The sequence below is a fragment of the Bacillus altitudinis genome (genome assembly GCF_001191605.1).
GTDB lineage: Bacteria > Bacillota > Bacilli > Bacillales > Bacillaceae > Bacillus > Bacillus altitudinis.
The window spans coordinates 1,460,106-1,482,625 of the sequence record NZ_CP009108.1 but is presented as its reverse complement, the minus strand read 5'-3'; the positions used below and the strand labels follow the sequence as shown (position 1 = coordinate 1,482,625).

General features: G+C 40.8%; 20 protein-coding genes, 1 pseudogene and 2 riboswitches. Of the genes and pseudogenes, 5 read left to right on the top strand and 16 right to left on the bottom strand.

Annotated elements, in window-relative coordinates; all coding sequences use genetic code 11:
- Positions 1 to 14: 14 nt before the first annotated feature.
- Positions 15 to 148: riboswitch (cyclic di-AMP (ydaO/yuaA leader) on the bottom strand.
- A gap of 63 nt (positions 149 to 211) precedes the next feature.
- From ID12_RS07360 to ID12_RS07345, 4 genes are all read right to left on the bottom strand, one after another.
- Positions 212 to 1,234: an AI-2E family transporter gene (locus ID12_RS07360; protein WP_007496515.1), complete on the bottom strand. Its 1,023-nt coding sequence runs from the start codon at positions 1,232 to 1,234 to the stop codon at positions 212 to 214.
- A gap of 210 nt (positions 1,235 to 1,444) precedes the next feature.
- Positions 1,445 to 2,713 carry a C4-dicarboxylate transporter DctP gene (gene dctP, locus ID12_RS07355; RefSeq protein ID WP_007496516.1) on the bottom strand — a complete coding sequence of 423 codons (1,269 nt, stop codon included), beginning with the start codon at positions 2,711 to 2,713 and terminating at the stop codon, positions 1,445 to 1,447.
- A 124-nt stretch (positions 2,714 to 2,837) separates the two neighbouring features.
- On the bottom strand, positions 2,838 to 3,521 hold the full coding sequence (locus ID12_RS07350; protein WP_050826981.1) for a response regulator: 684 nt from the start codon (positions 3,519 to 3,521) through the stop codon (positions 2,838 to 2,840).
- Positions 3,518 to 5,137: an ATP-binding protein gene (locus ID12_RS07345; protein ID WP_026050048.1), complete on the bottom strand. Its 1,620-nt coding sequence runs from the start codon at positions 5,135 to 5,137 to the stop codon at positions 3,518 to 3,520. Before ID12_RS07345 ends, ID12_RS07350 begins: the two co-directional genes overlap by 4 nt.
- Positions 5,138 to 5,204: 67 nt before the next feature.
- Here ID12_RS07345 and ID12_RS07340 point away from each other — a divergent pair, with 67 nt between their 5' ends.
- Positions 5,205 to 6,302, top strand: a complete 1,098-nt coding sequence (locus ID12_RS07340) for a TRAP transporter substrate-binding protein (RefSeq protein ID WP_050826980.1) — start codon at positions 5,205 to 5,207, stop codon at positions 6,300 to 6,302.
- Positions 6,303 to 6,328: 26 nt separating this feature from the next.
- On the opposite strand, the gene ID12_RS07335 is transcribed toward ID12_RS07340, so the two are convergent.
- On the bottom strand, positions 6,329 to 7,159 hold the full coding sequence (locus tag ID12_RS07335) for an EcsC family protein (protein WP_025206785.1): 831 nt from the start codon (positions 7,157 to 7,159) through the stop codon (positions 6,329 to 6,331).
- Between the two features lie 156 nt (positions 7,160 to 7,315).
- Between ID12_RS07335 and ID12_RS07330 the strand changes: the two genes are divergently transcribed.
- From ID12_RS07330 to ID12_RS07315, 4 genes are all read left to right on the top strand, one after another.
- Entirely contained in the window at positions 7,316 to 7,576 is a 261-nt protein-coding gene (locus tag ID12_RS07330; RefSeq protein ID WP_003214275.1) for a GlsB/YeaQ/YmgE family stress response membrane protein, read from the top strand.
- Between the two features lie 229 nt (positions 7,577 to 7,805).
- Positions 7,806 to 9,083: an Nramp family divalent metal transporter gene (locus tag ID12_RS07325; RefSeq protein ID WP_008346963.1), complete on the top strand. Its 1,278-nt coding sequence runs from the start codon at positions 7,806 to 7,808 to the stop codon at positions 9,081 to 9,083.
- Between the two features lie 67 nt (positions 9,084 to 9,150).
- Positions 9,151 to 9,720 carry a GNAT family N-acetyltransferase gene (locus tag ID12_RS07320; RefSeq protein ID WP_008346964.1) on the top strand — a complete coding sequence of 190 codons (570 nt, stop codon included), beginning with the start codon at positions 9,151 to 9,153 and terminating at the stop codon, positions 9,718 to 9,720.
- Between the two features lie 99 nt (positions 9,721 to 9,819).
- Complete coding sequence (locus ID12_RS07315) at positions 9,820 to 10,083, top strand: hypothetical protein (protein ID WP_008346966.1); 264 nt, start codon at positions 9,820 to 9,822, stop codon at positions 10,081 to 10,083.
- A 41-nt stretch (positions 10,084 to 10,124) separates the two neighbouring features.
- Here the strand turns inward: ID12_RS07315 and ID12_RS07310 are convergent, their stop codons facing one another.
- The 11 genes and pseudogenes from ID12_RS07310 to ID12_RS07260 form a co-directional block, all read right to left on the bottom strand.
- Positions 10,125 to 10,346 (bottom strand): hypothetical protein, encoded by a 222-nt coding sequence (locus ID12_RS07310; RefSeq protein WP_017358410.1) that lies wholly within the window; start codon positions 10,344 to 10,346, stop codon positions 10,125 to 10,127.
- A gap of 71 nt (positions 10,347 to 10,417) precedes the next feature.
- Positions 10,418 to 10,729, bottom strand: a complete 312-nt coding sequence (locus tag ID12_RS07305; protein ID WP_017358411.1) for a hypothetical protein — start codon at positions 10,727 to 10,729, stop codon at positions 10,418 to 10,420.
- A gap of 14 nt (positions 10,730 to 10,743) precedes the next feature.
- A pseudogene (locus ID12_RS18825) lies at positions 10,744 to 11,763 on the bottom strand (pre-toxin TG domain-containing protein); the annotation flags it as partial.
- A gap of 235 nt (positions 11,764 to 11,998) precedes the next feature.
- Complete coding sequence (locus ID12_RS07295) at positions 11,999 to 12,304, bottom strand: hypothetical protein (RefSeq protein ID WP_050826979.1); 306 nt, start codon at positions 12,302 to 12,304, stop codon at positions 11,999 to 12,001.
- 21 nt (positions 12,305 to 12,325) lie between these two features.
- A complete protein-coding gene (locus tag ID12_RS07290; RefSeq protein ID WP_048002366.1) occupies positions 12,326 to 12,601 on the bottom strand; it encodes a hypothetical protein in 276 nt (91 codons plus the stop codon).
- Between the two features lie 502 nt (positions 12,602 to 13,103).
- Positions 13,104 to 13,403: a contact-dependent growth inhibition system immunity protein gene (locus tag ID12_RS07285; RefSeq protein WP_048002367.1), complete on the bottom strand. Its 300-nt coding sequence runs from the start codon at positions 13,401 to 13,403 to the stop codon at positions 13,104 to 13,106.
- Positions 13,404 to 13,419: 16 nt separating this feature from the next.
- On the bottom strand, positions 13,420 to 15,021 hold the full coding sequence (locus tag ID12_RS07280) for a ribonuclease YeeF family protein (protein WP_048002368.1): 1,602 nt from the start codon (positions 15,019 to 15,021) through the stop codon (positions 13,420 to 13,422).
- A gap of 232 nt (positions 15,022 to 15,253) precedes the next feature.
- Complete coding sequence (locus ID12_RS07275; protein ID WP_050826978.1) at positions 15,254 to 16,975, bottom strand: pyruvate oxidase; 1,722 nt, start codon at positions 16,973 to 16,975, stop codon at positions 15,254 to 15,256.
- A 70-nt stretch (positions 16,976 to 17,045) separates the two neighbouring features.
- On the bottom strand, positions 17,046 to 18,872 hold the full coding sequence (locus ID12_RS07270; RefSeq protein WP_048002370.1) for an APC family permease: 1,827 nt from the start codon (positions 18,870 to 18,872) through the stop codon (positions 17,046 to 17,048).
- 113 nt (positions 18,873 to 18,985) lie between these two features.
- Positions 18,986 to 19,133, bottom strand: a riboswitch (cyclic di-AMP (ydaO/yuaA leader).
- 66 nt (positions 19,134 to 19,199) lie between these two features.
- On the bottom strand, positions 19,200 to 21,281 hold the full coding sequence (locus ID12_RS07265) for a cellulose biosynthesis cyclic di-GMP-binding regulatory protein BcsB (RefSeq protein WP_050826977.1): 2,082 nt from the start codon (positions 21,279 to 21,281) through the stop codon (positions 19,200 to 19,202).
- Between the two features lie 4 nt (positions 21,282 to 21,285).
- Entirely contained in the window at positions 21,286 to 22,509 is a 1,224-nt protein-coding gene (locus tag ID12_RS07260; protein ID WP_407707997.1) for a glycosyltransferase family 2 protein, read from the bottom strand.
- Between the last annotated feature and the right edge of the window lie 11 nt (positions 22,510 to 22,520).

Here is a 22,520-nt window from a genome sequence, read left to right as displayed (position 1 = left end):
ATACGTGTACCACTGTCTACTCTCTTCACGCTGATGAGGTTAGCTGACGGGTTAGGACGAAGAGATGTCCTTTTTTCTTAAATAAGAAAAATTCACCCCAAAAACTTGGGTCCCCCATTCCTTTAGAAGGATTAAGCGTGTGGTAATATGATATTTTCATACTATTTATACCTTATTTTTAGAAAATTGTAAACAGGTTCATATGAACTTTTTAATTACTTTCTTCCTTATTCGTGACCTCCAAGATATCTAAGATAAACACAAAGATTGGGATGCCGATAATCAGTCCCCAAATGCCAATATAGTGTTCAGAAAAGATCAGGACAATAAACGTGAAGAAAATAGGGAGCTCTGTTTTAGCTGACATGAGCTTCGGATTTAAGAAGTAGGCTTCAATGGCATGGATGATCACGATCACCAGCACAATATATAGGACGTACATTCCGCCTCCAAGTGTATACGCAATGATGCTGAGTGGAACGAGGGAGATGACCACACCCGCTACCGGAATTAAACCTAACAAGAAGACCATGACCGCTAATCCAAATAATTGCGGGAAGCCCATAATGCCAAGCGCAATTGTCGTTAAGACACAGTTAACTGTTGCAATGATGAACTGTGCTTCAAGTACCTTACCAAATGTTCTGGAAAACTTACGTCCAAAGAAGGCAATTTCATGATAGAACACGGAGATTTTACTCGTTTTGAACTTATTCATGAATTGAATGAGGCGTTCCTTTTCGAACAGGAAGAACATGCTTAATATTAAGGACATAATGACCTGGATACTGAACGTGCTGAAATCTGTTAAGTATGTATAGAGGAAATTAAACCCTTTCTCGAAGAAAGAAGATATTTTGAAATCTCCGAACACATTGGTGACGACGTCAAAGAAGGGTAAATCTTGTGGATGATCTGCAATCTTTTTCCCTAAATGAAATAACTGTTCCACCTGTTTAGCGATGATGGGCACAAACACAAAGCCGCCAAACGTCAATCCACCAGCTAGAAGGATGTACAAAATGGTGATGACTGATTTCTGTCCTATTTTCAGGAAGCGATTTAAAAAGCCTCTTATGACCTCTTCTAACCGGTTCATTAAAAAGGTGAAAATGAAGGTCAGGAGAATTAAATTCATCATTCCTCTTAATAGATATAATGCTGTGGCTAATACTACAAATACTGAAAACCTCTTGACACCAGGTTTTTCGAACAATTTAAAAAATGCCGCCATACGTTACACACCTGCCAGGACTAAAGTCTATTTTTCGTTGGATCTCATATTCATTATATCGGATCTTTCTGTAAATTATATAACAAAAGGTCAATGAGGTCTTACGATTCGTCCTAAATTTATCAAGCTTTTATGTTTTTTCTTTTTTTACACAAGAAAAAACCGAACCCCATGTAGAACATAAGGTTTCGGTTTTTGGTTGTTTTTATACTAAACAGCCTGCTTGATATTTCGCATTTCCTGTAGCGCTGTTTTACTCTTCGCTTCGTCAAATTCCCCTTCACTTTTCGCTACAACAATTGTAGCAATTCCATTTCCAATCAGGTTCGTAATTGCTCTTCCTTCACTCATGAAACGGTCGACCCCTAGCAGCAGTGCAAGACCTTCTAGCGGGATAACCTGAAGTGCAGCAAGTGTAGAAGCTAGCACGATAAATCCGCTTCCTGTGACTCCAGCTGCTCCTTTTGATGTGAGCATCAGAACAAGGATAATCGTGATCTGCTGTCCGATGGATAGGTCCACCCCAAACACTTGCGCTAAGAAGACCACGGCCATGGACAAGTAGATTGAGGTTCCATCTAAGTTAAAGGAATAGCCTGTCGGAATGACAAGTCCAACAACCGACTTAGAGCACCCGTAGCGTTCCATTTTATCCATCATTCTTGGCAGGACAGATTCTGAAGAACTTGTGCCAAGAACAATTAAAATTTCATCTTTGATAAAACGGAGGTAACCGAACAGGCTGAAGCCATACATTTTACAAATGATGTTCAGCACGACGAAAATAAACAGGAACATCGTCATATAAACGGAAAGCATCAGACTAGCCAGTGGTTTAATCGAAGCTAAACCGAAGTGTCCAATTGTATAAGCCATTGCTCCAAATGCCCCTAATGGCGCGGCACGCATAATGTAACCAATGATTTTAAAGAAGACAAGCGACAGCTTATCAAGCCATTCGATGATGCCTTTCCCCTTCTCGCCAAGTGCAGCGAGCGCAACACCGAATAAAATAGAGAAGAATAAGACCTGTAAAATATCTCCCTTTGCAAAGGCATCTACCATGTTAGATGGCACAATGTGTGTGACAAACTCCATCCAGTCGATACCCTGTCCCCCATTTTGGGTATATTGCGAGACATCCCCTTTTTCAAGCTTACTATAGTCAAGACCTGCTCCCGGCTTCATGATATTGACCACAAACAGTCCGATGACAAGCGCAAGTGTCGTCACAACTTCAAAATAGATAAAAGCTTTTCCCCCAACTTTTCCAACCTTTTTCATGTCCCCCATCTTGGCAATTCCAAGAACAATGGTTAAGAAAATAATGGGTGCAATGACCATTTTCACTGCATTAATAAATGTGTCACCAAGCGGCTTCATTTCTTTCCCGACGTTTGGCCAAACCATCCCAACAATGATCCCGATAATGACAGCTGCAATGACCTGAAATGTCAGGTTCTTCAATAGCCTCTTCATAAAAAATCAACTCCCTCACCCTTTGATGTAAACGCTTAACTGTTATCTGTAGGTAAATGATAGCGATTTCATCAAAGGCTGTGAAGCTTATGGACATATCGTACATTTTGGTCTTTTTGGTCTCTTAGTCAGAATGTACGATATATTTATTCACAGGGCGTCCGACCCCGCCATATTGCATATCTAATTTCAGCTCGCCTTCTTTTACAAGGAAGTCTAAATAACGGCGTGCCGTGACACGTGCAATCCCAAGTGCATTGGCGACTTCCTCTGCAGACTGCGCTCCTTCTTGCAGACGCATATAGGCTTTAATTTCATTCATCGTATGCACATTCAGCCCCTTAGGAAGCCATGTGTCTTCCTGCTTAACTGCAGGCTTTCGTATGATATCATCGAGCATCTCTTGAGAAAATTCTGCTGCGGTACGAATTTTTGATTTGAACGCTTTATAGCTTTCAAGAGATTCTTTCATCCGTTCAAACTTAAATGGCTTAATGATATAATCTCGGGCACCATTTTGAAGCATGGTGCCGATCGTCTCTTTGTCCTTTGCTGCCGAAATCACAATCACATCCACCTGCATCTTTTGCTTTCTGATGTCTTGCAGTGTTTTGACGCCATCTTTTTTAGGCATATACACATCGAGCACCACAAGATCTGGGCGAATGTCTTTGATGAGCTGGATGCCCTGCTCGCCATTTCCTGCTACAGCCGCAACTTGAAAGCCAGGGACACTCTTAATGAACTCTCTATTGACTTCTTGCACCATCGGGTCATCTTCAATTAATAGCACCTTAATCTGAGTCATCTGTCTCTCTCCTCTATTGTCATTGGGAATTCGATTGAGAAGGTGGTACCAATGCCGATGCTTGATGTGACTTCTACATTTCCCATTCCTTTGTCGATAATCGTTTTTACAATATACAGCCCGTAGCCTGTTCCGCCTTCTTTACCGTGAGTAAAGCCTTTGTCGAAAATATGAGGAATCATGTCCTCTTCTATTCCAGATCCATAATCTTCAATTAAGATCGCGAGGACATCCTCTGTTTGATCAATACTAATAGAAATGAGTTTTGTGTCTCTTTCTACAGTATCATACGCGGCAAAGGCGTTCTCGATCAGATTGCCAAGCAGCTTCGTCATATCATGCTGATCCAGCCGCTCTGGGAAATCGCGCAGACTGCTGTTTTCATCTACTTCAACCTTGATTCCAAGCTCCTTGCCCCTTCTTATCTTGCTCATCAATAAACCAGCAACTGCATCATGCTGTATCACACGGTGGAGAAAGTCCGTCACATGCTCCTGCTCTTCGGTCGTTTGAAACGCTAAATCGAGTGCTTGATCGGCTTTCCCCAGCTGAATTAATCCCGCAATTGTATGAAGCTTATTCATATGTTCATGATTTTGCACCCGCAGGCCATCAACGAAGTTCTTCACCCCGGTTAATTCCTCCGCCAATTTGGCCGCCTCTGTCCGGTCCTGAAAAATAGCAACCGCTCCGATGATTTTCTTTTTCATCACAATTGGGATTCGGCTGCTCATGATCCGCTTTCCGCTCATATGAATTTCTTCATTGTAGACGGGTTCTGCACGGTCAATGATTTCTGGAAGCCTTGTATCTGACAGCACATCCCAAATATTTCGGCCCACGACATCACCTGTCACGCTGAAAATTTGCTTTGCTTTTTCATTAAAAATGGTGATCATGTGCTGGTTATCAATGGCAATGACCCCTTCATTAATGGAATGAAAAGTAGCGGTGCGTTCCTCTAGCATTCTGACAATCTCATGCGGCTCCAGCTTAAACATTTGCTGTTTAATATGACGGGCGAGCAAAAATGAACCGACAAGCCCGAAGCTGAGCGTGAGCAGAAGGATCATGAGGATATCCTGCTTCATTTCTCCTAATATATCTGCCATACTCGGCAATGTTCTTCCGACTAGTACAACCCCTGTTTGGTTAAATTTTTCATCCTTTACTGGATAAAAAGCTCTAATGGCTGTGCCAAGCTCTCCCTGTGCTTCTGAGAAATAGATATGCTCTGCAAAGGCAGGTTCTTCATCTGTCCCCTCAGAGCGCTGGCCAATCCTTGTTTTCACTGGATGTGTCAATCGCACGTGATCCATATCCATGACAACAATGTAGTCAGCATCTTGGATAATCCGAATCTCTTCAATGGCATGCTGCAACCGCGCACGCTCCTTTGTCTGATCATCCAACGCCTGCTTTACCTCATTCATCTCAGCTACTGTTCTTGCCGTGTTCATGAGCCTTTTTCGAAGTTCTCGTTCCTCTGTTTGCTGAATTCCCCCGACCAGAACAATTCCTCCGATTAAAAGGGCAAAAATGACAACGAAATATGTGAGGATGGTGAGCTTCCATCTAATAGATAATTGTTGTAATTTCAGTCGATTTCTCATCATTTTTTCACCTGTATCTTTACGAATTCTTCCTCTGTCAAGTATCCTTGACATAAGGGGGATCTGACGCATGAAGAATTTACTCGCCTATACGCTATTGCTCATCATCGGTTTTGTAACCGCTTTATACTTTGGTTTTTATCATATGATGCCTAAATCAGCGACGACCTTCGACGATGAACAGACTGGGCTGAAGGATCAGCTTGTGTTCAAATTCAGCCATGTTGTCGCAGATAATACCCCAAAAGGGCTGGCTGCAAAGAAATTTGCTGAGCTTGTTCATGAAAAATCCGACGGCAGGATCAGCATTCAAATCTTTTCAAACGGGAGTCTTTATTCTGATATCGAAGAAATTAATGCACTAAAAGAGAATCAAGTTCAATTTATTGCTCCGTCTACGTCAAAGCTCGGCATGCTGTCCCCTGAATGGCTGGCACTTGATCTGCCCTTTGCCTTTTCTAACTACGATGCTGTCCAAGAAGGGTTACATGGTGCGATTGGACAGAGACTGTTCGGCACACTGCAAAAAGACGGACTAAAGGGAATGGCCTACTGGACAAATGGCTTTAAGCAAATCACTTCGAATAAAGGCCCAATCAAGCAGCCTAGTGATTTAAAAAAGCAATCTCTCCGTATTATGCAAAGTGACATGATTGAAAAGCAATTCAAGCTTCTTGGTGCAAAACCCTATCAGGAATCGTTTAATTCAACGTTTCAGCTGCTAGAAACAAAAAAAGTAGACGGTGAAGAAAATACAATTTCAAATATTTATTCAAAAAAATTCTATCATATACAAGACTATATGACGATCAGTAATCACGGGTATTTAGGGTATGTCGTCTTAACAGATCAATCCTTTTTTGATCGTCAAACACCTGAGACGAAGCGAATTTTACTCGAAGCGATGGAAGAAACAACGGCATGGAACGAAAAACATGCCGAACAAATGAACAAGGATCAACTGGAGGAAATTAAACGCGAATCTCCAATTGCCATACACGAATTAACACCAGCAGAGCGGCAAAAATGGATGAAAGCGCTCGATCCTTTGTATGATGAAGCAGAAAGGATCATCGGTTCCACCTTGATCAAACAAATCCGCGAGCTCCGGGCACGCTATGAATATTCTCCGATTCAAGCGTTTGATGAAGATGCTGAGACCAAATAAAAAATCCCTTCGAGAAAGGGATTTTTTTATGCGCCGGAGTCACGCTGTTCTTGCTGAGCGAGCTCCTCTAATCTTGTTAATATTCTGCGCTTTCGATATTGCATGATGCCTGTTTCGGCAATTCCTTTTAACTGTGAGCGGTTGGACGCTGCACCAAACAAAATCCCCGCAATTGGGACAAGTTGAAACAGCTTCTTCCAGCCAAACGAATCACGGTAGTTATATACGACCTCACGCCATCCTTGAATTTGAGAGATCATGTTTTCGTGCTTCCCTTCTGATGCATGATAGCTCTTCAGCTCTTTTAATATTGATTTTTTCCCAACAACGTCAGCAGAATTCAACTGTAAACATTTAATGATAAAGACTCGTTCTTCTTTATTTTTCGGATCATAGCCATAGGTGACGGCGATATCCTGTAATGTTTTTAAAGAGAGACCGAGGACAGCCGGAATATCTGCCGCTAATGTAAACATACCTCCGACACCTGTCGTCGCACCTTGCACAGTGGCGAGGTTTGTTCGGTTTTTCCCCATCTGATCACTAATGGCATCCATGACCTCGATCGGAGCCGCCTCAATATCTTCAATACGCGAAATCGATTCATCGGCACATTTCTTTTGAAATTGATGAATAATGCCTTTCTCTGACGTCAAATAGACACCGCCTGATTGAATGTAGTGCCCCATCTCATCTAATAACACACCGATTTTCTTTTGAATAAAGGCAGGGGTCAGCTTGTCCAGCATTTGAAATGGAAGCCGGCTGAGTTTCTCCCAAAACCATACCTTTTGCTGGTCTTTCTCCCACTTTTCAATCTCTTTTAATTGTGCTTTTAGCCACTCTCTTTCCTCCATGCCATTTGCCTCCTTAGATGCCGTTCAAGTATATGTCTGTTATTATACACAATCCTTGTCCATCATACGTATCGAACATTGAAGTGGTTCCGAAAGGTTTTAATCTCTTTTAAAACGGTTATTGCTTAGTAAACAAACAAAAGAGGAGTGATCAACATGTTAGGATTTCTGATTTCATTAGTTGTGGCGATTGTCATTGGTCTCATTGGGAGTGCACTCGCTGGAGGCAGTGTACCAGGAGGCTGGATCGGTTCAATGATTGCCGGGCTTGCAGGTGCTTGGATTGGTCATGGATTACTTGGAACGTGGGGTCCTAGTCTGGCAGGATTTGCGATCATTCCAGCGATCTTAGGAGCAGCCATTTTTGTCATTATTTTAAGCTTGATCTTCCGCAGCGTTGGATCAAGGGTTTCTTAAAAAACGATACAAAAGAAGAGGAAGCAGAGGATGCACCGCCTAAGATAAGAGGCGGTGTTTTTTATGTGTTGATTGACAAGGTATCTATTTTTTTCACTTACATATGATAAACAAACCTATTAGTTCAGATAGTTGACTTTTCATAAAGATGGGCATATGATGATTAAAAATTGCATCGAGGAAACTTTTTGTGCCAAAGCAAAACTTTGTAGAATCTAGGTGATGACATATGACAAACAAATACATCGAGGCACAGGCCCACATGTCAGTGGCAGCGGAGCGTGCACTTGAAGGAAAGGTGAAGGGATTTAGAAGGCTCCTTCCTTTTCTCGGGCCTGCTTTTATCGCAGCCATTGCCTATATTGATCCAGGAAACTTTGCGACCAACATTGCGGCTGGCTCGAAATATGGCTACCTTCTGTTATGGGTCATTCTCATATCCAATCTCATGGCCTTACTCATCCAGTCTTTGTCTGCAAAGCTTGGAATCGCAACAGGGAAAAATTTACCTGAAATTGCTCGAGAAGAGTTTCCAAAACCAGTCTCGATTGGTTTATGGATTCAGGGCGAACTCGTCATTATCGCCACAGATTTAGCCGAATTTATCGGGGCTGCCCTTGGTTTATACTTACTCTTTCGTATCCCGCTGCTTGAAGCATCGATTATTGCAGCGATCGGTTCTTTTGCCATTTTAGAACTCCAAAGACGAGGTTATCGAGCGTTAGAAGCAGGAATTACCGGCATGCTGTTTGTTGTCGTGATTGCTTTCGCTGTACAAACCTTTGTGGCTAAACCTGATCTTGCAAGTGTCGCCGGTGGACTGTTCATTCCAAGGTTTGAAGGGACAGACAGCGTACTGCTTGCCGCTGGTATTTTAGGCGCTACGGTGATGCCGCATGCGATCTATCTCCATTCAGCCTTAACGCAAAGAAGAGTTGTCGGCAGAACGGAAAAAGAGAAAAAGCTGATTTTTCGTTTTGAGTTTTTAGACATCCTCATTGCGATGGTAGTTGCTGGCGCTATCAATGCCAGCATGTTGATTGTAGCAGCTGCTTTATTTTTTAAAAATGGTCTTTTTGTTGAGGATTTAGATGTAGCATTTCAGCATTTTGGCACTCTCGCAGGTCCTGTATCAGCGATCTTATTTGGTGTAGGTCTGCTTGTAGCCGGACTTTCCAGTTCTTCTGTCGGTACACTGTCAGGCGATATTATCATGCAAGGTTTTATTCAGTACCGAATTCCGCTGTATGTCCGCCGGCTGATTACCATCATTCCCCCTATTGCGATCATTGCATCTGGGGTCAATCCGACATCTGCGCTTGTGATGAGTCAAGTGGTCTTATCCTTTGGCATTGCGTTTGCTTTAATTCCGCTCATTTTGTTTACAAGTAAAAAACGAATTATGGGCGATTTGACGAATGCTCGCTGGGTGACCGGAATATCTTGGGTGATAGCAGCTCTTGTTGTCGCACTTAATCTGTTTTTAATTGTGGATACGTTTATGTAAAAGACAGTGATCAGGCTGTCTTTTATATCGGGTTGTGGTAGAATTTCCCTTGAGAGGATGTGATCACATGTTTTTTTATCAGGATCAAGATCTATCCATGCGGCTACTTGAACCAAGAGACGCGAGAAGTCTGTATCTGCTCATCCAACGCTCAAGAGAGCACTTACGTGAATGGATGCTATGGGTCGATTCGACGCAGACAGAAGAAGATAGCATGGCGTTTATTCAAGGTGCCATGCAGCAAGCTTTGCAAAACAATGGTTTTCAAGCTGGAATCTGGTCACATGGAGAACTCGTTGGTATCATTGGCACCCACCAAATTCATTGGATTAATCGGACGGTTTCCATTGGCTATTGGCTCGGGGAAGGCTATCAAGGAAAAGGCATCATGACAAAAGCATGCAAAGCGGTCATTCACTATTTATTTGAAGAGTGCGGTCTGCACCGCATTGAAATAAGGGCCGCTGTTGATAATCAAAAAAGCAGACGCATCGCAGAGCGTTTATCTTTTTCACTTGAAGGCATATTAAGACAATGTGAATGGCTGGGCGACCACTTTGCCGATCACTGTGTGTACGCACTTTTACAGCCTGAATATATGAAACAAAAAACGAATTCGATCAATCAGCCTACTTAATTGTGTCGATTGGATGAACTATTTTACAAAGTGAAGCTTTGTAGTATCCGTTGTGATTGGCATCTGATAAAATAGAAGGAAAAAATCGAGGTATGATGTATGTCTCTTATTATTTTATTTTACTTATGGATTGTCCCTTTATTATTTGGCATTTTCTTCTCATTCCTAACAAAGAAAGCCACATACAAACGCCGCTTTGTCCCATCCTATAGCATGGCAGGACTCAGCATCGTATTTCTCATTCTGGCACTCGTCTTTTCAGCCAGTCACTTTCTATTCATTTGCGGTATGTTTCTATTTGCCACAACACTTGTCGGCACAGGCATTCCGTTATTTTTAGCCTTTACCAAAACACCTTCATAAAAAAGAAACCACCTTTCCATTAGGAAAAGGTGGTTTCTTTTTTATTGATGAGGCATTCGGTATGTAATAGATGCACCTTGATTTTCTTCAACCGTCTTCACAATGTCTTGCAGAATCTCTGCTGCTCGATCGCTTGAGTCATACTTGCCGAGAGTTTTTGTCCAAGAATCATTTCCCATGATCCCTTCAATTTTTTTACCCTGTACTGTGACTTCATTGACGTGGACCAGACTTTGCTGGTTTTGTGTGAAAATCCATAGCATGGCTGATTCTCCTTTTTTGTGGTGATTGGATTAGATTAACATATTATTATTAGTTAAATAGATCATAAAATTTAATCTTCAATATAGCTTTCTGCTAGATCAATATCTTGTTTCATCTCTAATTCAGGATATTTTTTATCCAACCTACGCAAACATTTAATTAATTCCTTACTTTGTAAAACTTCTGATATGTCTTCAAACACTTCACTTATCCAATATAAATCTTCTTTACTGCAACGATCTAAATATTCCAACGTTCTCTCTTCGTTTTCTCCGAGAATTTCTATTATTTCATCCCAACTCTTCTGTATACCGTAATCATCATTTAAATCTAATTTTTTTCTTTTATCTAATACTCTATTTAATGTATTTTCAATGTCCATCTTGATCCTCCACATTAAGGTTGTTTTGTAGCATCCGGAAAAATAGTTCCTACTTCTCCATTGGTTTTAATAACTCCAACTCTTACTCCTTTATATTCACCAAAGATAGCCACTCCATTTTCCACTTTAGAAAAATCAGGTGACTCAACAATTTTGGCACCCGCTGCCGCAATATCAGATTCTGTCCAGTTTTCTGGGAACCAAGATTGGTTAGAACCTGTTCGTTTTGCTTTCACCTTATGACCAGGCACATTCCCTATCCTAACACCGTTCTCATATACTTTATTTATATTATATTCTATATTATTTTCTTGTAAGAATTTTATATTGTGTTGTCCGTGTCCTCCACCCTTCATTTTTGAAATATCCCCTGTTTTAGGGTTTGTTGTGAAATCTCCTTTATTAGAATGTTTAATGCTATTTTCAGGTATTTTACTTAAACCACTTGTTTTTTTAATCCCCATCTTCCCATGAAACCCTTTCGCCCCAAACGGTAAAAGCATCCCTAGCGCCGCATTCATACTCGCTTCCTGCTGTTCTTTCGAGACTTTATTTCCAAACATATCTCGACCCGTAATCGCTTCGCTGAAGCCGTTTGTTGCGGTGAGTCCATATAAGCCTTTTTGAGATGTTTTCAGGGCGTCAAAAGACTTCTGTGATGTCTTGTAAATGTCGACTGCTCTAACTGCGGCAGACGTGGCTTGAGTCGTTTTATAGACAGCCTTTCCGCCTTTGAAAATGCGTCCTGCCCAGCCGACAATCGGGATGTAGCCTGCTGCTGCCATGCCACCTGCGGCGACTCGCTGTCCTGCGGTGAGTTCTTCACCTGTGATCGGATCAACGCCCGTTGCGGCGCGTTTTGCATCGTTCACGCCTGTCAGTTCATTGACGATATTTCCTCCGTAATCAAGGGCTTTTTCATACCAAGGACGGTTGGCGAGCGCTTCTTGTTCCTTTGCGATCTTGCGGGCTTCTTCTTGATCTTTTTTGATTTTTAGATATTCAGAAGTTTGCTTCTCAATAGTGCTCAATGCGTTCGTTTTGCTTGTCTCTATCATACGATGATCCACTCAGGAAAAAAAATCCCCATTTTATCGGTTTTTTCTCGGTATGAAGGCCAATAAACACAAAAACCTTGAAAGGCATATAGCCAGTCAAAGTATGATAACAATAACATTATATTTAGAAGTAACAACTACTTCACCTACTGATTTATCTGAGAGAATATCATAATTGTTTTATATTTCTTTCTAATACAATAAGGCTATTTTAAAGTAACTCCACTCCAACTTGTTTATAAAATTTAACTTTTAACCTCTCTTCTTCGTCCACGTTCATTACCATAGCTTTTTCATCTTTTTTTATACTTGTTACATTATTAAAATCAATAGAATCATTAAATGTAATACTTAGACTACTCGTTTGCTTATATACATCTAAAGTTAAAATCACCTTGAAATTTTGGTCATCTTTGTAAGTATAAATTAATTCTCCATCATCTATATTGCCTGTTATACTCACCGGCTCACTTTGAAAAAGTTCTAATAGATCATATTCATCATACTTAATAAACATTCGTATTCATCCTTTTATTAATTATTTCGGTATAACTGTGATAACATCGCCTGCTTCATTTATAATAACTTTAACATCCAGTGTTTCATGAACAAACGTTCCACTTCTATTACCAGGTATCTTTTTCGTATTCATTATAGCGTCTTCAATAACTGAAGGTGGAATATTTCTTGAATCAACATATTTTTTGATGAAATCACTAAATTCTTTTGTTTGTGGTTTAAACCCTAATTCTTCAGCTTTTTTAATTGCTCTACTTGTTAAAGTAGCTTTTACTTCAGGACTATCAGGTGCCATTCTTTCCAAAGCATGCTGAGAATAATTCTTTCCACTTATTTACATTTAACACCAACTTACGCTATTCACTTAAATAGATTTTGCAATGATGACTACACTCCGAGAGGATGCCAAGTACAGTCAATCATCAAATATAATGAAAAACTGTCCTCGATATGGCCGCCGCAGATAGCTGCTATCCGGGCTCAGAATGTCCCTCTCGTATGGCCACAATCCTCAACACCTTTGTTCCGTATCCAGATACGCCATTGATACGGGAAAGGCGCGTCTCCCAATAAAAAAAGCGGACACCAATCAAGGCACTTAAAGTGCTCAATGATCAGCGTCCGCAGGTTCTTCCTTCTGGACAAAATATTCGTTTTGCTTGTCTTAAGCATACAATGATTCACACAGGAAAAAAGGTCCCCATTTTATCCCCCTTTTTGTCGGCTTTTTCTCGGTATGAAGGCCAATATACACAAAATGATCCTTGAAAGGCATTGGCCGATCAAGGATCATTTTGTTACTTCACTTTCACTGCTTCTTTCATTTCCTCTATTATTTTATTAAACCACTGTATAGGGTTTAATGAGATCGCCGGAAAATAGATTTCTGCATTATTTTCGATAAAACTTTCTTTTTCTTCAATTGTTAAAGTACCATTCAAAAAATCCTGACAATCCTTTATAGTAGATAGCAGACATTCTTTAGTAGCTTCATGAATAAACTCCTCTAACGCTTCTTCTGGTGAATCGATATCCTGATGAAATGTCCCACCTAAAAAATCTTCTAACTCCTCTAAATAACTGTAACTCTCATTCATTTTATCATCCTTCTTTCTATTTAACAGGGTATCCTGTTAAAATAAAACCACCATTCTCATCTTTTTTCAGTATAATTTTTGCATTTGTAACATTCTCAACTACTTCTGAATTTCTCGAAACACTTCTTCCAATTACCTCTCCATCACCCTTATATTTTAATGGTAATGTAGGTCTACTGTTGGGGTCGGATAACCACTTTTGTATTTTATCAACACTCTTAGGATCACCCAGAACTGAATCAGCAACTCTTTCTGCTGTCATTCTATCGTTAAAAGTAGAAGAACCCGTGATTTTAGGATTACTTTTCAGCCTTTCTAATAGTTCTTCATCTGTTTTCCCAACATGCCTCTCTATTAAGTGCCCACCTCTGGATTCATGTGTAGCTAATCCATTACCTGGAGATAAAGGATTTTTCTCACCTTTCTTGATTCCCATCTTACCATGAAACCCTTTTGCACCAAACGGTAAAAGCATCCCCAGAGCCGCATTCATACTCGCTTCCTGCTGTTCTTTCGAGACTTTATTTCCAAACATGTCTCGACCCGTAATCGCTTCGCTGAAGCCGTTGGTCGCAGTAAGACCGTATAAGCCTTTTTGTGATGTTTTCAACGCATCGAAAGACTTCTGTGATGTCTTGTAAATGTCGACTGCTCTAACTGCGGCAGACGTGGCTTGAGTCGTTTTATAGACGGCTTTTCCGCCTTTGAAAATACGTCCTGCCCAGCCGACAATCGGGATGTAGCCTGCTGCTGCCATGCCGCCTGCGGCGACTCGCTGTCCTGCGGTGAGTTCTTCACCTGTGATCGGATCGACACCTGTTGCGGCACGTTTTGCATCGTTCACGCCTGTCAGCTCATTAACGATATTCCCACCGTAATCAAGGGCTTTTTCATACCAAGGACGGTTGGCGAGCGCTTCCTGTTCCTTTGCGATCTCGCGGGCTTCTTCTTGATCTTTTTTGATTTTTAGATATTCAGAAGTTTGCTTCTCAATATCGCTTTTTGCCTTGTAGATTTCGCTATTTTGATACGCTCTCTTGTCAAAATTCATAGGCGAAATGGATTTTCCGTCATTTGTCGCATTCATCATTTCAGCGTACAATGCCATTGTAGCTTGCTGCTCCGTTTCTGACAAAGCATATTCATCTTTTAGATTTTGATCAAGTTCTATTAAATCTTTAACCGTTTTCTTGCGTTCATCTTCCGCATCTGCAATCTTTTCGTCAAAGGTTTTACTATCAAATACCTCCAGAGAAATGAGGTCATCAATATCTTGAAAAATCGTTTTGAGTGCCTTTTTTTGATCCTTCACGATGCTTTTCGCATTCTTGATTCCCATATGTACAGCGTTGTCTAAAAAGTGTTCTTCTACAAAGGTATCGCCGCCAAAGTTTGTATCATCAAGCGTTCCAGAAACACCTTCATGAAAGGCTTTTTGCTTATCAATAAAGCTGATGAACATGTCCACATTTCCTGCGAGCTCTTTGTAGAAGCTTTTAATATTATCGGCACCTTTTCCAGTGAAGTCATCACCTAGATTCGCCACGCCCTGTAGCGCTTTTTTTAAATCAACCATTTCTTCACGGAGTGCCTGATAGTGTTTCGCCCTTGTATCCATGGCACTGGTTAGTGCTTTTGCATCAAGTATCTTACCCAGAAAAATCCACTCCCTCCATTATTGATCATAAAGTCTATTTTACCTTTCTCATCGAATTGGAAAAATAGGCTTTAAGTTACAAAAATCCAGTCTGTATATTTTTATACAAAAGAAAACAAGTGACAATTGAAATGTTTTTCCTTGTTCAACAAAAAAGTCAGTCCCCCTAATTGGAGGACCGACTACCTGCTGTTTAGAAAAAACGTTTAAGGCTTTTCTTAAGTGGAGGGATATCCAGCTCACCTTTTTCAAAGAATTTTTTCAATAAATATTTACTAAAGCCCGCTGCTTGTGTGTAAGTGATTTTACCAGGTAACGGTGGTTCATTGGACACCGCAACATCAATGATCACAGGTTTCTCAGCTTGAAGTGCTTGATCAAAGGCTGGTGCTAGTTCTTCATGTGATGACACCGAGATTCCTTTACCACCGCATGCTTCTGCAAATTTTGCAAAATCAATATCTTCCAGCTCTATACCATAGTTGATGTTGCCTTTTACCTGTTGTTCATATTCAATCATACCAAGGTTGTTGTTGTTTAAGATCACAACGACAATTGGCAGTTTATATTTTACCGCCGTCACAAAATCTTGCATCACCATTGTGAAGCCTCCGTCACCACAGACAGCAATGACTTGGCGGTTTGGTTCGTTTAATTTAGCTGATATTGCGCCAGGTAAACCACAGCCCATTGTGGCAAGCCAGCTGGAAATAATGAAATCCTGCTGTTTCATTTCGAAATGACGTGCCATCCATACCGTCACATTACCGACATCAACTGAAAGAATGGCATCATCATCTACCGCTTCTTCTAATCTAGCGATGACTTGCTGCGGTTTAAGCGGTGATGTGGCAATAGATTTTTCCTTATCCATTTCTTCTCGCCACTTCATCATATGCTCTGTACAAGCTTCAAGGAAACCGCGCTGCTCTTTATATTCAATATAAGAGGTTAGTTCATGAAGACCATTTTTACTGTCACTTACAATCCCCACTTCTACTGGATACCTTTTACCGATCTGATCCGATTTGATATCCAATTGAATGGCAGGTGTGTCTTCCGGTAAGTAATCCCTATATGGGAAGGAGGTTCCAAGCATGATTAATAAATCGCACTCTTCCATCGCTTCATATGCAGGCTTCGTCCCGATCTGACCTAGGTTCCCTAAAAAGTATGGATGCCTGTCTGGAACAACACCTTTTGCAGGAAGTGTAATGACGATTGGTGCAGCTGCCTTTTCTGCAAACGAAAGAAGCTCTTCTTTAGCATTTCTTAATCCTTTTCCTGCTAAGATGACTGGCTTCTTCGCATTGTTAATGAGTTGAGCAGCCTTTAGCAGTTGATCTTTCTTCGGCCGCACATCTCCCTCTACATAAAGAGGAGATGTATAAACGGGACTCCGCTTAATTTTCTGAGAAAATAAATCATCTGAGACAGTGAGAACCGCCACCCCTTTATGGGTATAAGCAGCTTTGATGGCTTGATTCAATAAGTCAGGCAGAGCTTCTGCTGTTTGTACTTGCTGATTAAAGACAGCAACATCGTCAAACATCCGCTCTAATTTGATTTCTTGAAATGCATCTCTGCCTACTTCAGTTGAGGCAACCTGCCCTGCTATCGCTAATACAGGTGCACCATCCGCTTTTGCATCGTATAGTCCATTTAATAAGTGGACAGCACCTGGCCCAGCAATTGATAAACAAACACCAAGTTTGCCTGTTAGTTTCGCATCAGCTGCTGCTGAAAGTGCTGCCACTTCTTCATGTCTTGTTTGTATAAATTGAATTTTGCTTGATTCATGCCTTAGTTCTTCGATTAATTCGTTAATACTGTCGCCGGGCATTCCATAAATATGTTTCACGCCCCACTCTTCCAGTAGCGCTGTTACTTCTTTTCCTGCGGTTCTTTGCGGCATGTGAGAAAACTCCTTTTTTCTTACTCCATACCACCGCACCCTTTTGATCAAACGTTTCAACTTGCTCTTGCTACTTTTTAAAGTGATATGGAAGAGTGGCGACAACAATATCCCGTTTCCATAATAAACGGAATCTTAATAAGAAAGCAGATTGATTATGCAAAATGGTGTGCCATCTTTTTTTCGGAATAAATTGAGGGACGAGCACCATCACTCTATATTGATGTGCATTTGCTTTCGCTTCAATCGTTTCAAGAAATTTATCAAGCGGGTGAATGAGACTTCGATAAGACGAATGTAAAATCACAAGACGCACATCACTATTCAGCTTTTCCCAATCAGCTTCAATTTTCTTGTCTTTCTCTTTATCAAACGATACATGAACCGCTATGACCTGGTCTGATAAGGATTTTGCATATTGCACAGATTGTTCGACGACACGTGTGACACCTGCTATTGGGACGATGACCACATTTCCTTTGATTTCGACAGGCTCGGTTTCATTCAATAAACGCAATTGTTCTCCAACAGACAGATAATGTTTCTTAATAGAATGAAAAATAAATAGAACAATTGGCATGAAAACAAATACTGGCCATACAAGGTGAAACTTGGTCAAAATGAGAATCATGAAAACCGTAAATGAAATAAGTGCTCCCACGATATTGATAGGCATTTTCACTTTCCATCCCTGTGGTTTTTCACGAATCCACTTTACACACATACCTGTCTGAGACAAGGTAAATGGAATAAACACACCGACAGCATAAAGTGGAATGAGGTGTTCCGTTTTCCCATCAAATAGCCAAATGAGCAGCATAGAAGCTACACCTAAAAAGATAATACCATTGGAATAACCAAGCCGATCTCCTCTCACTGTAAACATGCGCGGCATATATTTATCTTTTGCTAAGTTGACAGCCAATAATGGAAAAGCTGAAAAGCCTGTGTTTGCCGCTAATATTAAAATTAAAGCTGTGACAGCCTGAATGACATAGTAGAAAAATGTCCGTCCAAATGTGTCTGATGCAATTTGTGACACAACCGTTTCTTCTGGCTTTGGCGAGATGCCAAAACCAAACGCAAGCAATGTCACTCCTACAAATAGAACGGCCAGTAATCCCCCCATCATCAATAAAGTTCTCGCTGCATTTTGTGCAGCTGGTTTTTTAAAGGATGGAATTGTATTAGAAATCGCTTCAACACCAGTTAAAGCAGAACAGCCAGACGAAAATGCCTTTAATAAAAGAAATAACGTGATGCCTGATACATGTGTGCCAAATGCTGTATGTTCAGGTGCTGGCGGCACTTGCCCTGTTAATAGTTTAAACCCGCCCACTCCAATTAAAATGAGCAATGAAAAGACAAATAGGTACACAGGATAAGCCAAAATAGATGCCGACTCTGTCAGTCCACGAAGGTTTAACACCATAATCACTAGAACTAATACGATTGAAATCATGACATGATATGGATATAGAGCTTGAAAAGCCGATGTGATCGCATCGGTCCCAGCAGAAATGCTCACTGCTACGGTTAAAATGTAATCGACGAGTAATGATCCACCAGCAACCAGCCCTGGTTTTTCACCTAAGTTTCTGCTGGAGACGACATACGCCCCGCCGCCTTCTGGATAAGCATAAATAATCTGGCGGTAAGATAGAATTAACGCCATTAAAAGAATTAATACACAACCTGCAATCGGGAGTGAGTACCAAAACGCTGCCGCACTGACAACTGATAGAACAATCAAGATTTGTTCTGTACCGTATGCGACTGACGACAATGCGTCTGATGACAATAATGCCAAAGCTTTGATTTTTGATAGTTTTTGTTCTCCTGCTGCCTGTGATTTTAATGGTTTACCAATTAAAATACGCTTCATCAAACTGTACATGTGTTGCCCGCTCCTTTAGTGTCAAACGATTTGAGTTACAAAATTTTGGATCGCCAAAAAGACACAGAGGCAATAGAATGCCCCTGTGCCTATTGTTTAGATCACAGGTTGGTCTTTGCTCTCTTTAACGCTTACGAGGTTAGCTGACGGATTCGGGCGCATGAGATTTTGCCCTACCTTAAAAGGATTCACCCCACGTGGTGTTTTATACCACCACAATTGGTTCCCCCGCTCATCGAAATGATTCAGCGATTGGTCTTTTATAAAAGAGATCATACTCCCGTTTGACACCAAAGTAAAGAGATTTTTTCAAGGTCTTTTGATCGTTTAGAACTCAGTCTTTTTACGGTTTTTTCGTACGAAATAGACAATCATCACAAGCACAAAAAGGATGAGTGCAGCGATACACGCAAAGTAAATCCAAGACTCGCTGCTGCTTTGTTTTTCACTTGTTTTCAGACTGCTCGATGTGCTGCTGACGGATTGATGATTAGAAAACACGCCTTTGTTTTTACTCTCTATTGCAACTGTTGCTTTTTCTGTATTTGTTTGAAGAAATTGCATCACTTCATTTGACACGTTAGCTTCAGCTGCAGTCATTCCTGAAAAGACTGTCATTGTCTGTTCTTTATTCCAAACAGATGGCTGTGTCCATACAATTCGAGCCGTTGTTTCGTTGATCATGCCGAAAGAAGATACATCATACTGATCCTTTTTCACCGGAACAACGAGATCGGCTGCGTTTTCTTTCAGAAGAGAGAATGTTTGAATGCCTCCGATGAAAATGAGAGGGTGATTTTTCAATTGTTCATTTGTGACTTGAGAAGCTTTCATTAAATGATATTGAGCTACTTCTGGCTGACTAAAAGATTCCGTCAACATGGTCATTTGATTGATTGTTTCACGTTTGATTTGATCTGGTATGATGATCAATGTATTTTTCGAACTGAACGGGAGCGGCCATGCGGCTAAATCTGGCTTTTCACTCATTGTTCCTTCTGGTATTTGAAGAGAACTATTTTTGTCAATGAATATCCAGCCTTCTTCATCCGTATGTCTGCAGGATTCCATGTTTTTAAAACCACTTGTGACAAATTGCAAATCAATATATTCATTTTTTTGAAGTATCTTTGAATCTACTGGAATCGAGACATGATAGAATCCATTCGTATCTTTGTTGCCTAGTTTTGTTAAGGGTACGTCGTGCGGTTCGTCATTGATCATAACAGTTAACCGTTCTGTTTTGCTTGCTGCTGTATCAGATTTTTTGAATGAAAGATTGAGCTTTGCACCAGATTTTTGGTTAGCCAGTAGCGCTTTCGGATAATAGTAGTGGTCGGATGCCGTCTTGTTGGTCCCAACCGTGACATCATCTCCGCCAAAATCTTTCAAACGAATCTTGTGAGATGGTTTAGACGTTTGAGCTGCAGTCTTTTGAATCAGTAAGTCCGTTCCAGTCAGTTGACCCGTTAATGCTGACTGAGTTAGAACGTTGATTTTTTCAGCAATTGTCACAGGTTTTTCCGCTGTCACAAATAAAATGGGCTGTTCTGTTTTCTTTGCTGTCAAAGTTCTCATCGCTAACGTAAGATGACTGCTTTTCGTTTTAATTCCTGCACCTTGTTCAATCGTTTTCATCCGTCCATCCCAGCTTCCTTTAGCTCCCACAGCAATCGTTGGGTGCGTCACTTGCTTGATGTCCTTTTCTTGGATAAGTTTGATCTCTTTTTGGCGATCTTTGTTTTTCAACGTACGGTATACTTTGATGGCTGCTTCTAATTCAGCTCCATCCGGTGAATTAGGAATGACAATGTCTGTCTGTTCTTTCTGATCACCCGTTTGAATAAAAGGTGATGGAAAGTTGTCTAATGCGAGGTCTTTCTTTTGAATTCCTTTGAATACAAGTTCACTTTCAGGATACACTTTTAGCCAATTAGCAGGTGTCTCTTGGTTGATACACACGCCTTCTTTTAAGACACCATAAAATGTGACCTGAATGTGGTGAGCACCTTTTTTCAATTGTGCTTTGTTCAACTTGATTTGAATCGACTTCTTCTGGTTTTTCCCTGATACAGGGATGGTCTTTTCGATCTCTCCATCAATCATAACAGTGAATGAAGAAGGTGAAATCAATAATGGTGAAGCCTCTATATTTAACGTCAATGTGCTTGACTCTGTTTTTTCCTGATCCACTTGATAGGTAAATTCAGTGCGGTCTTCTTGTCCATATAAGGTCACTACGTCTTCTGATAGATGCTGCGTTTTTGTTTTATTTTCTTTTGAAGAATGAATCCACTCATCTTTGACTTGAACTCGGTTGGATTGCGCCATTGCTTGACCTGCCATGAAAAAAGGCTGGATCGCTAAGGATAATCCTAATATATAAATCAACCATTTTAACGATTTCAATATGTCACCCGCTTTTCTTTTGTTGTTGATTGTAACGCTCGGTTTTGTACCATTTCACTTCTTGTTTCAATAATCGGCTTTTCGCCTCTACACATAAGGAGTACACAACAAGCGCAATCCATACTTGGGAATAGGTAAAGTACATGAGAATCACAATGAGAATGTTTTGTTTGGTCAGCTCTGTTTTCTCTATGCTTAACGTAATCATCACTTCTGTTAAAAAGAGGAAGAAGGCTAACCCCCATAGGATGAGTGCCACAGCTCCCACAGATAAGTGAAGATCAACGAATAAGTTTAAGATAAAAATGCCGTTGGAGAGCAGTACACCAAAGAAAAATAAGAAATACGTAAAGAAAAAATAAAATAAATCGAAAATCATTCGTTTTCGTTTTAATTTCATAAACTGTCTTAAAAATTTGAGCACAACATATTGGTTGCCTCTAGCCCAGCGTGTTCGTTGCCGCCACCAGACTTTCCATGTTTCAGGCTCTTGTTCCCATGTAATCGCAGCAGGAAAGAACCGAATCACATAGCCCAGGTTATACACACGAATCGTTAATTCAGTGTCTTCAGCTAGTGCATGGACATCCCAGCCGCCAAGCTCTTCTAAAATGTGCCGACGGATCGCAAAGTTGGTGCCTGGTATTGTCGCAATGCCAAACCATTTCCATCTCCCGCCTTGCGCCATCCACTGGAAGCAGATCGTTTCTATGTTAATGAATTTTGTCAGGAGGTTTTTGGCTGCATTGATGACCCTGAATTTCCCGACAACAGCACCTGCTTTAGGATCATTCAATAATCCAAGAACCAAATGGTAGACGGCTTTCTTTTCAGGCATATTATCTGCATCGTATACACAAATAACGTCTCCTGTCGAAGCCTTCAAGCCTTCATTCAGTGCAGTAGATTTCCCCTTCCCTGCAAATGGCGGCTTTGTTTCAATCAGATGGACATGATCGTATTGCTCACTAAATGATTGCACAATCTCCCCTGTACAATCAGAGGAATTGTCATTAATCACAATGATTTCAAGAAGGTGTTTGGGATAGGATAACTGGACCATGGCTTTTAGCGTCTGCCGAATGACCACTTCTTCATTATGTGCTGGAATGAGAATGCTGACGGTCGGCAGATCTTTCCCTTGTTTCGTCCATTTAGGCAGCACTTTTTCGTAAGTTAAATAGTGCTGAAAGCCTCCCTGCATCAGAAACATATGATATAGGAGCATGATCCAAATCA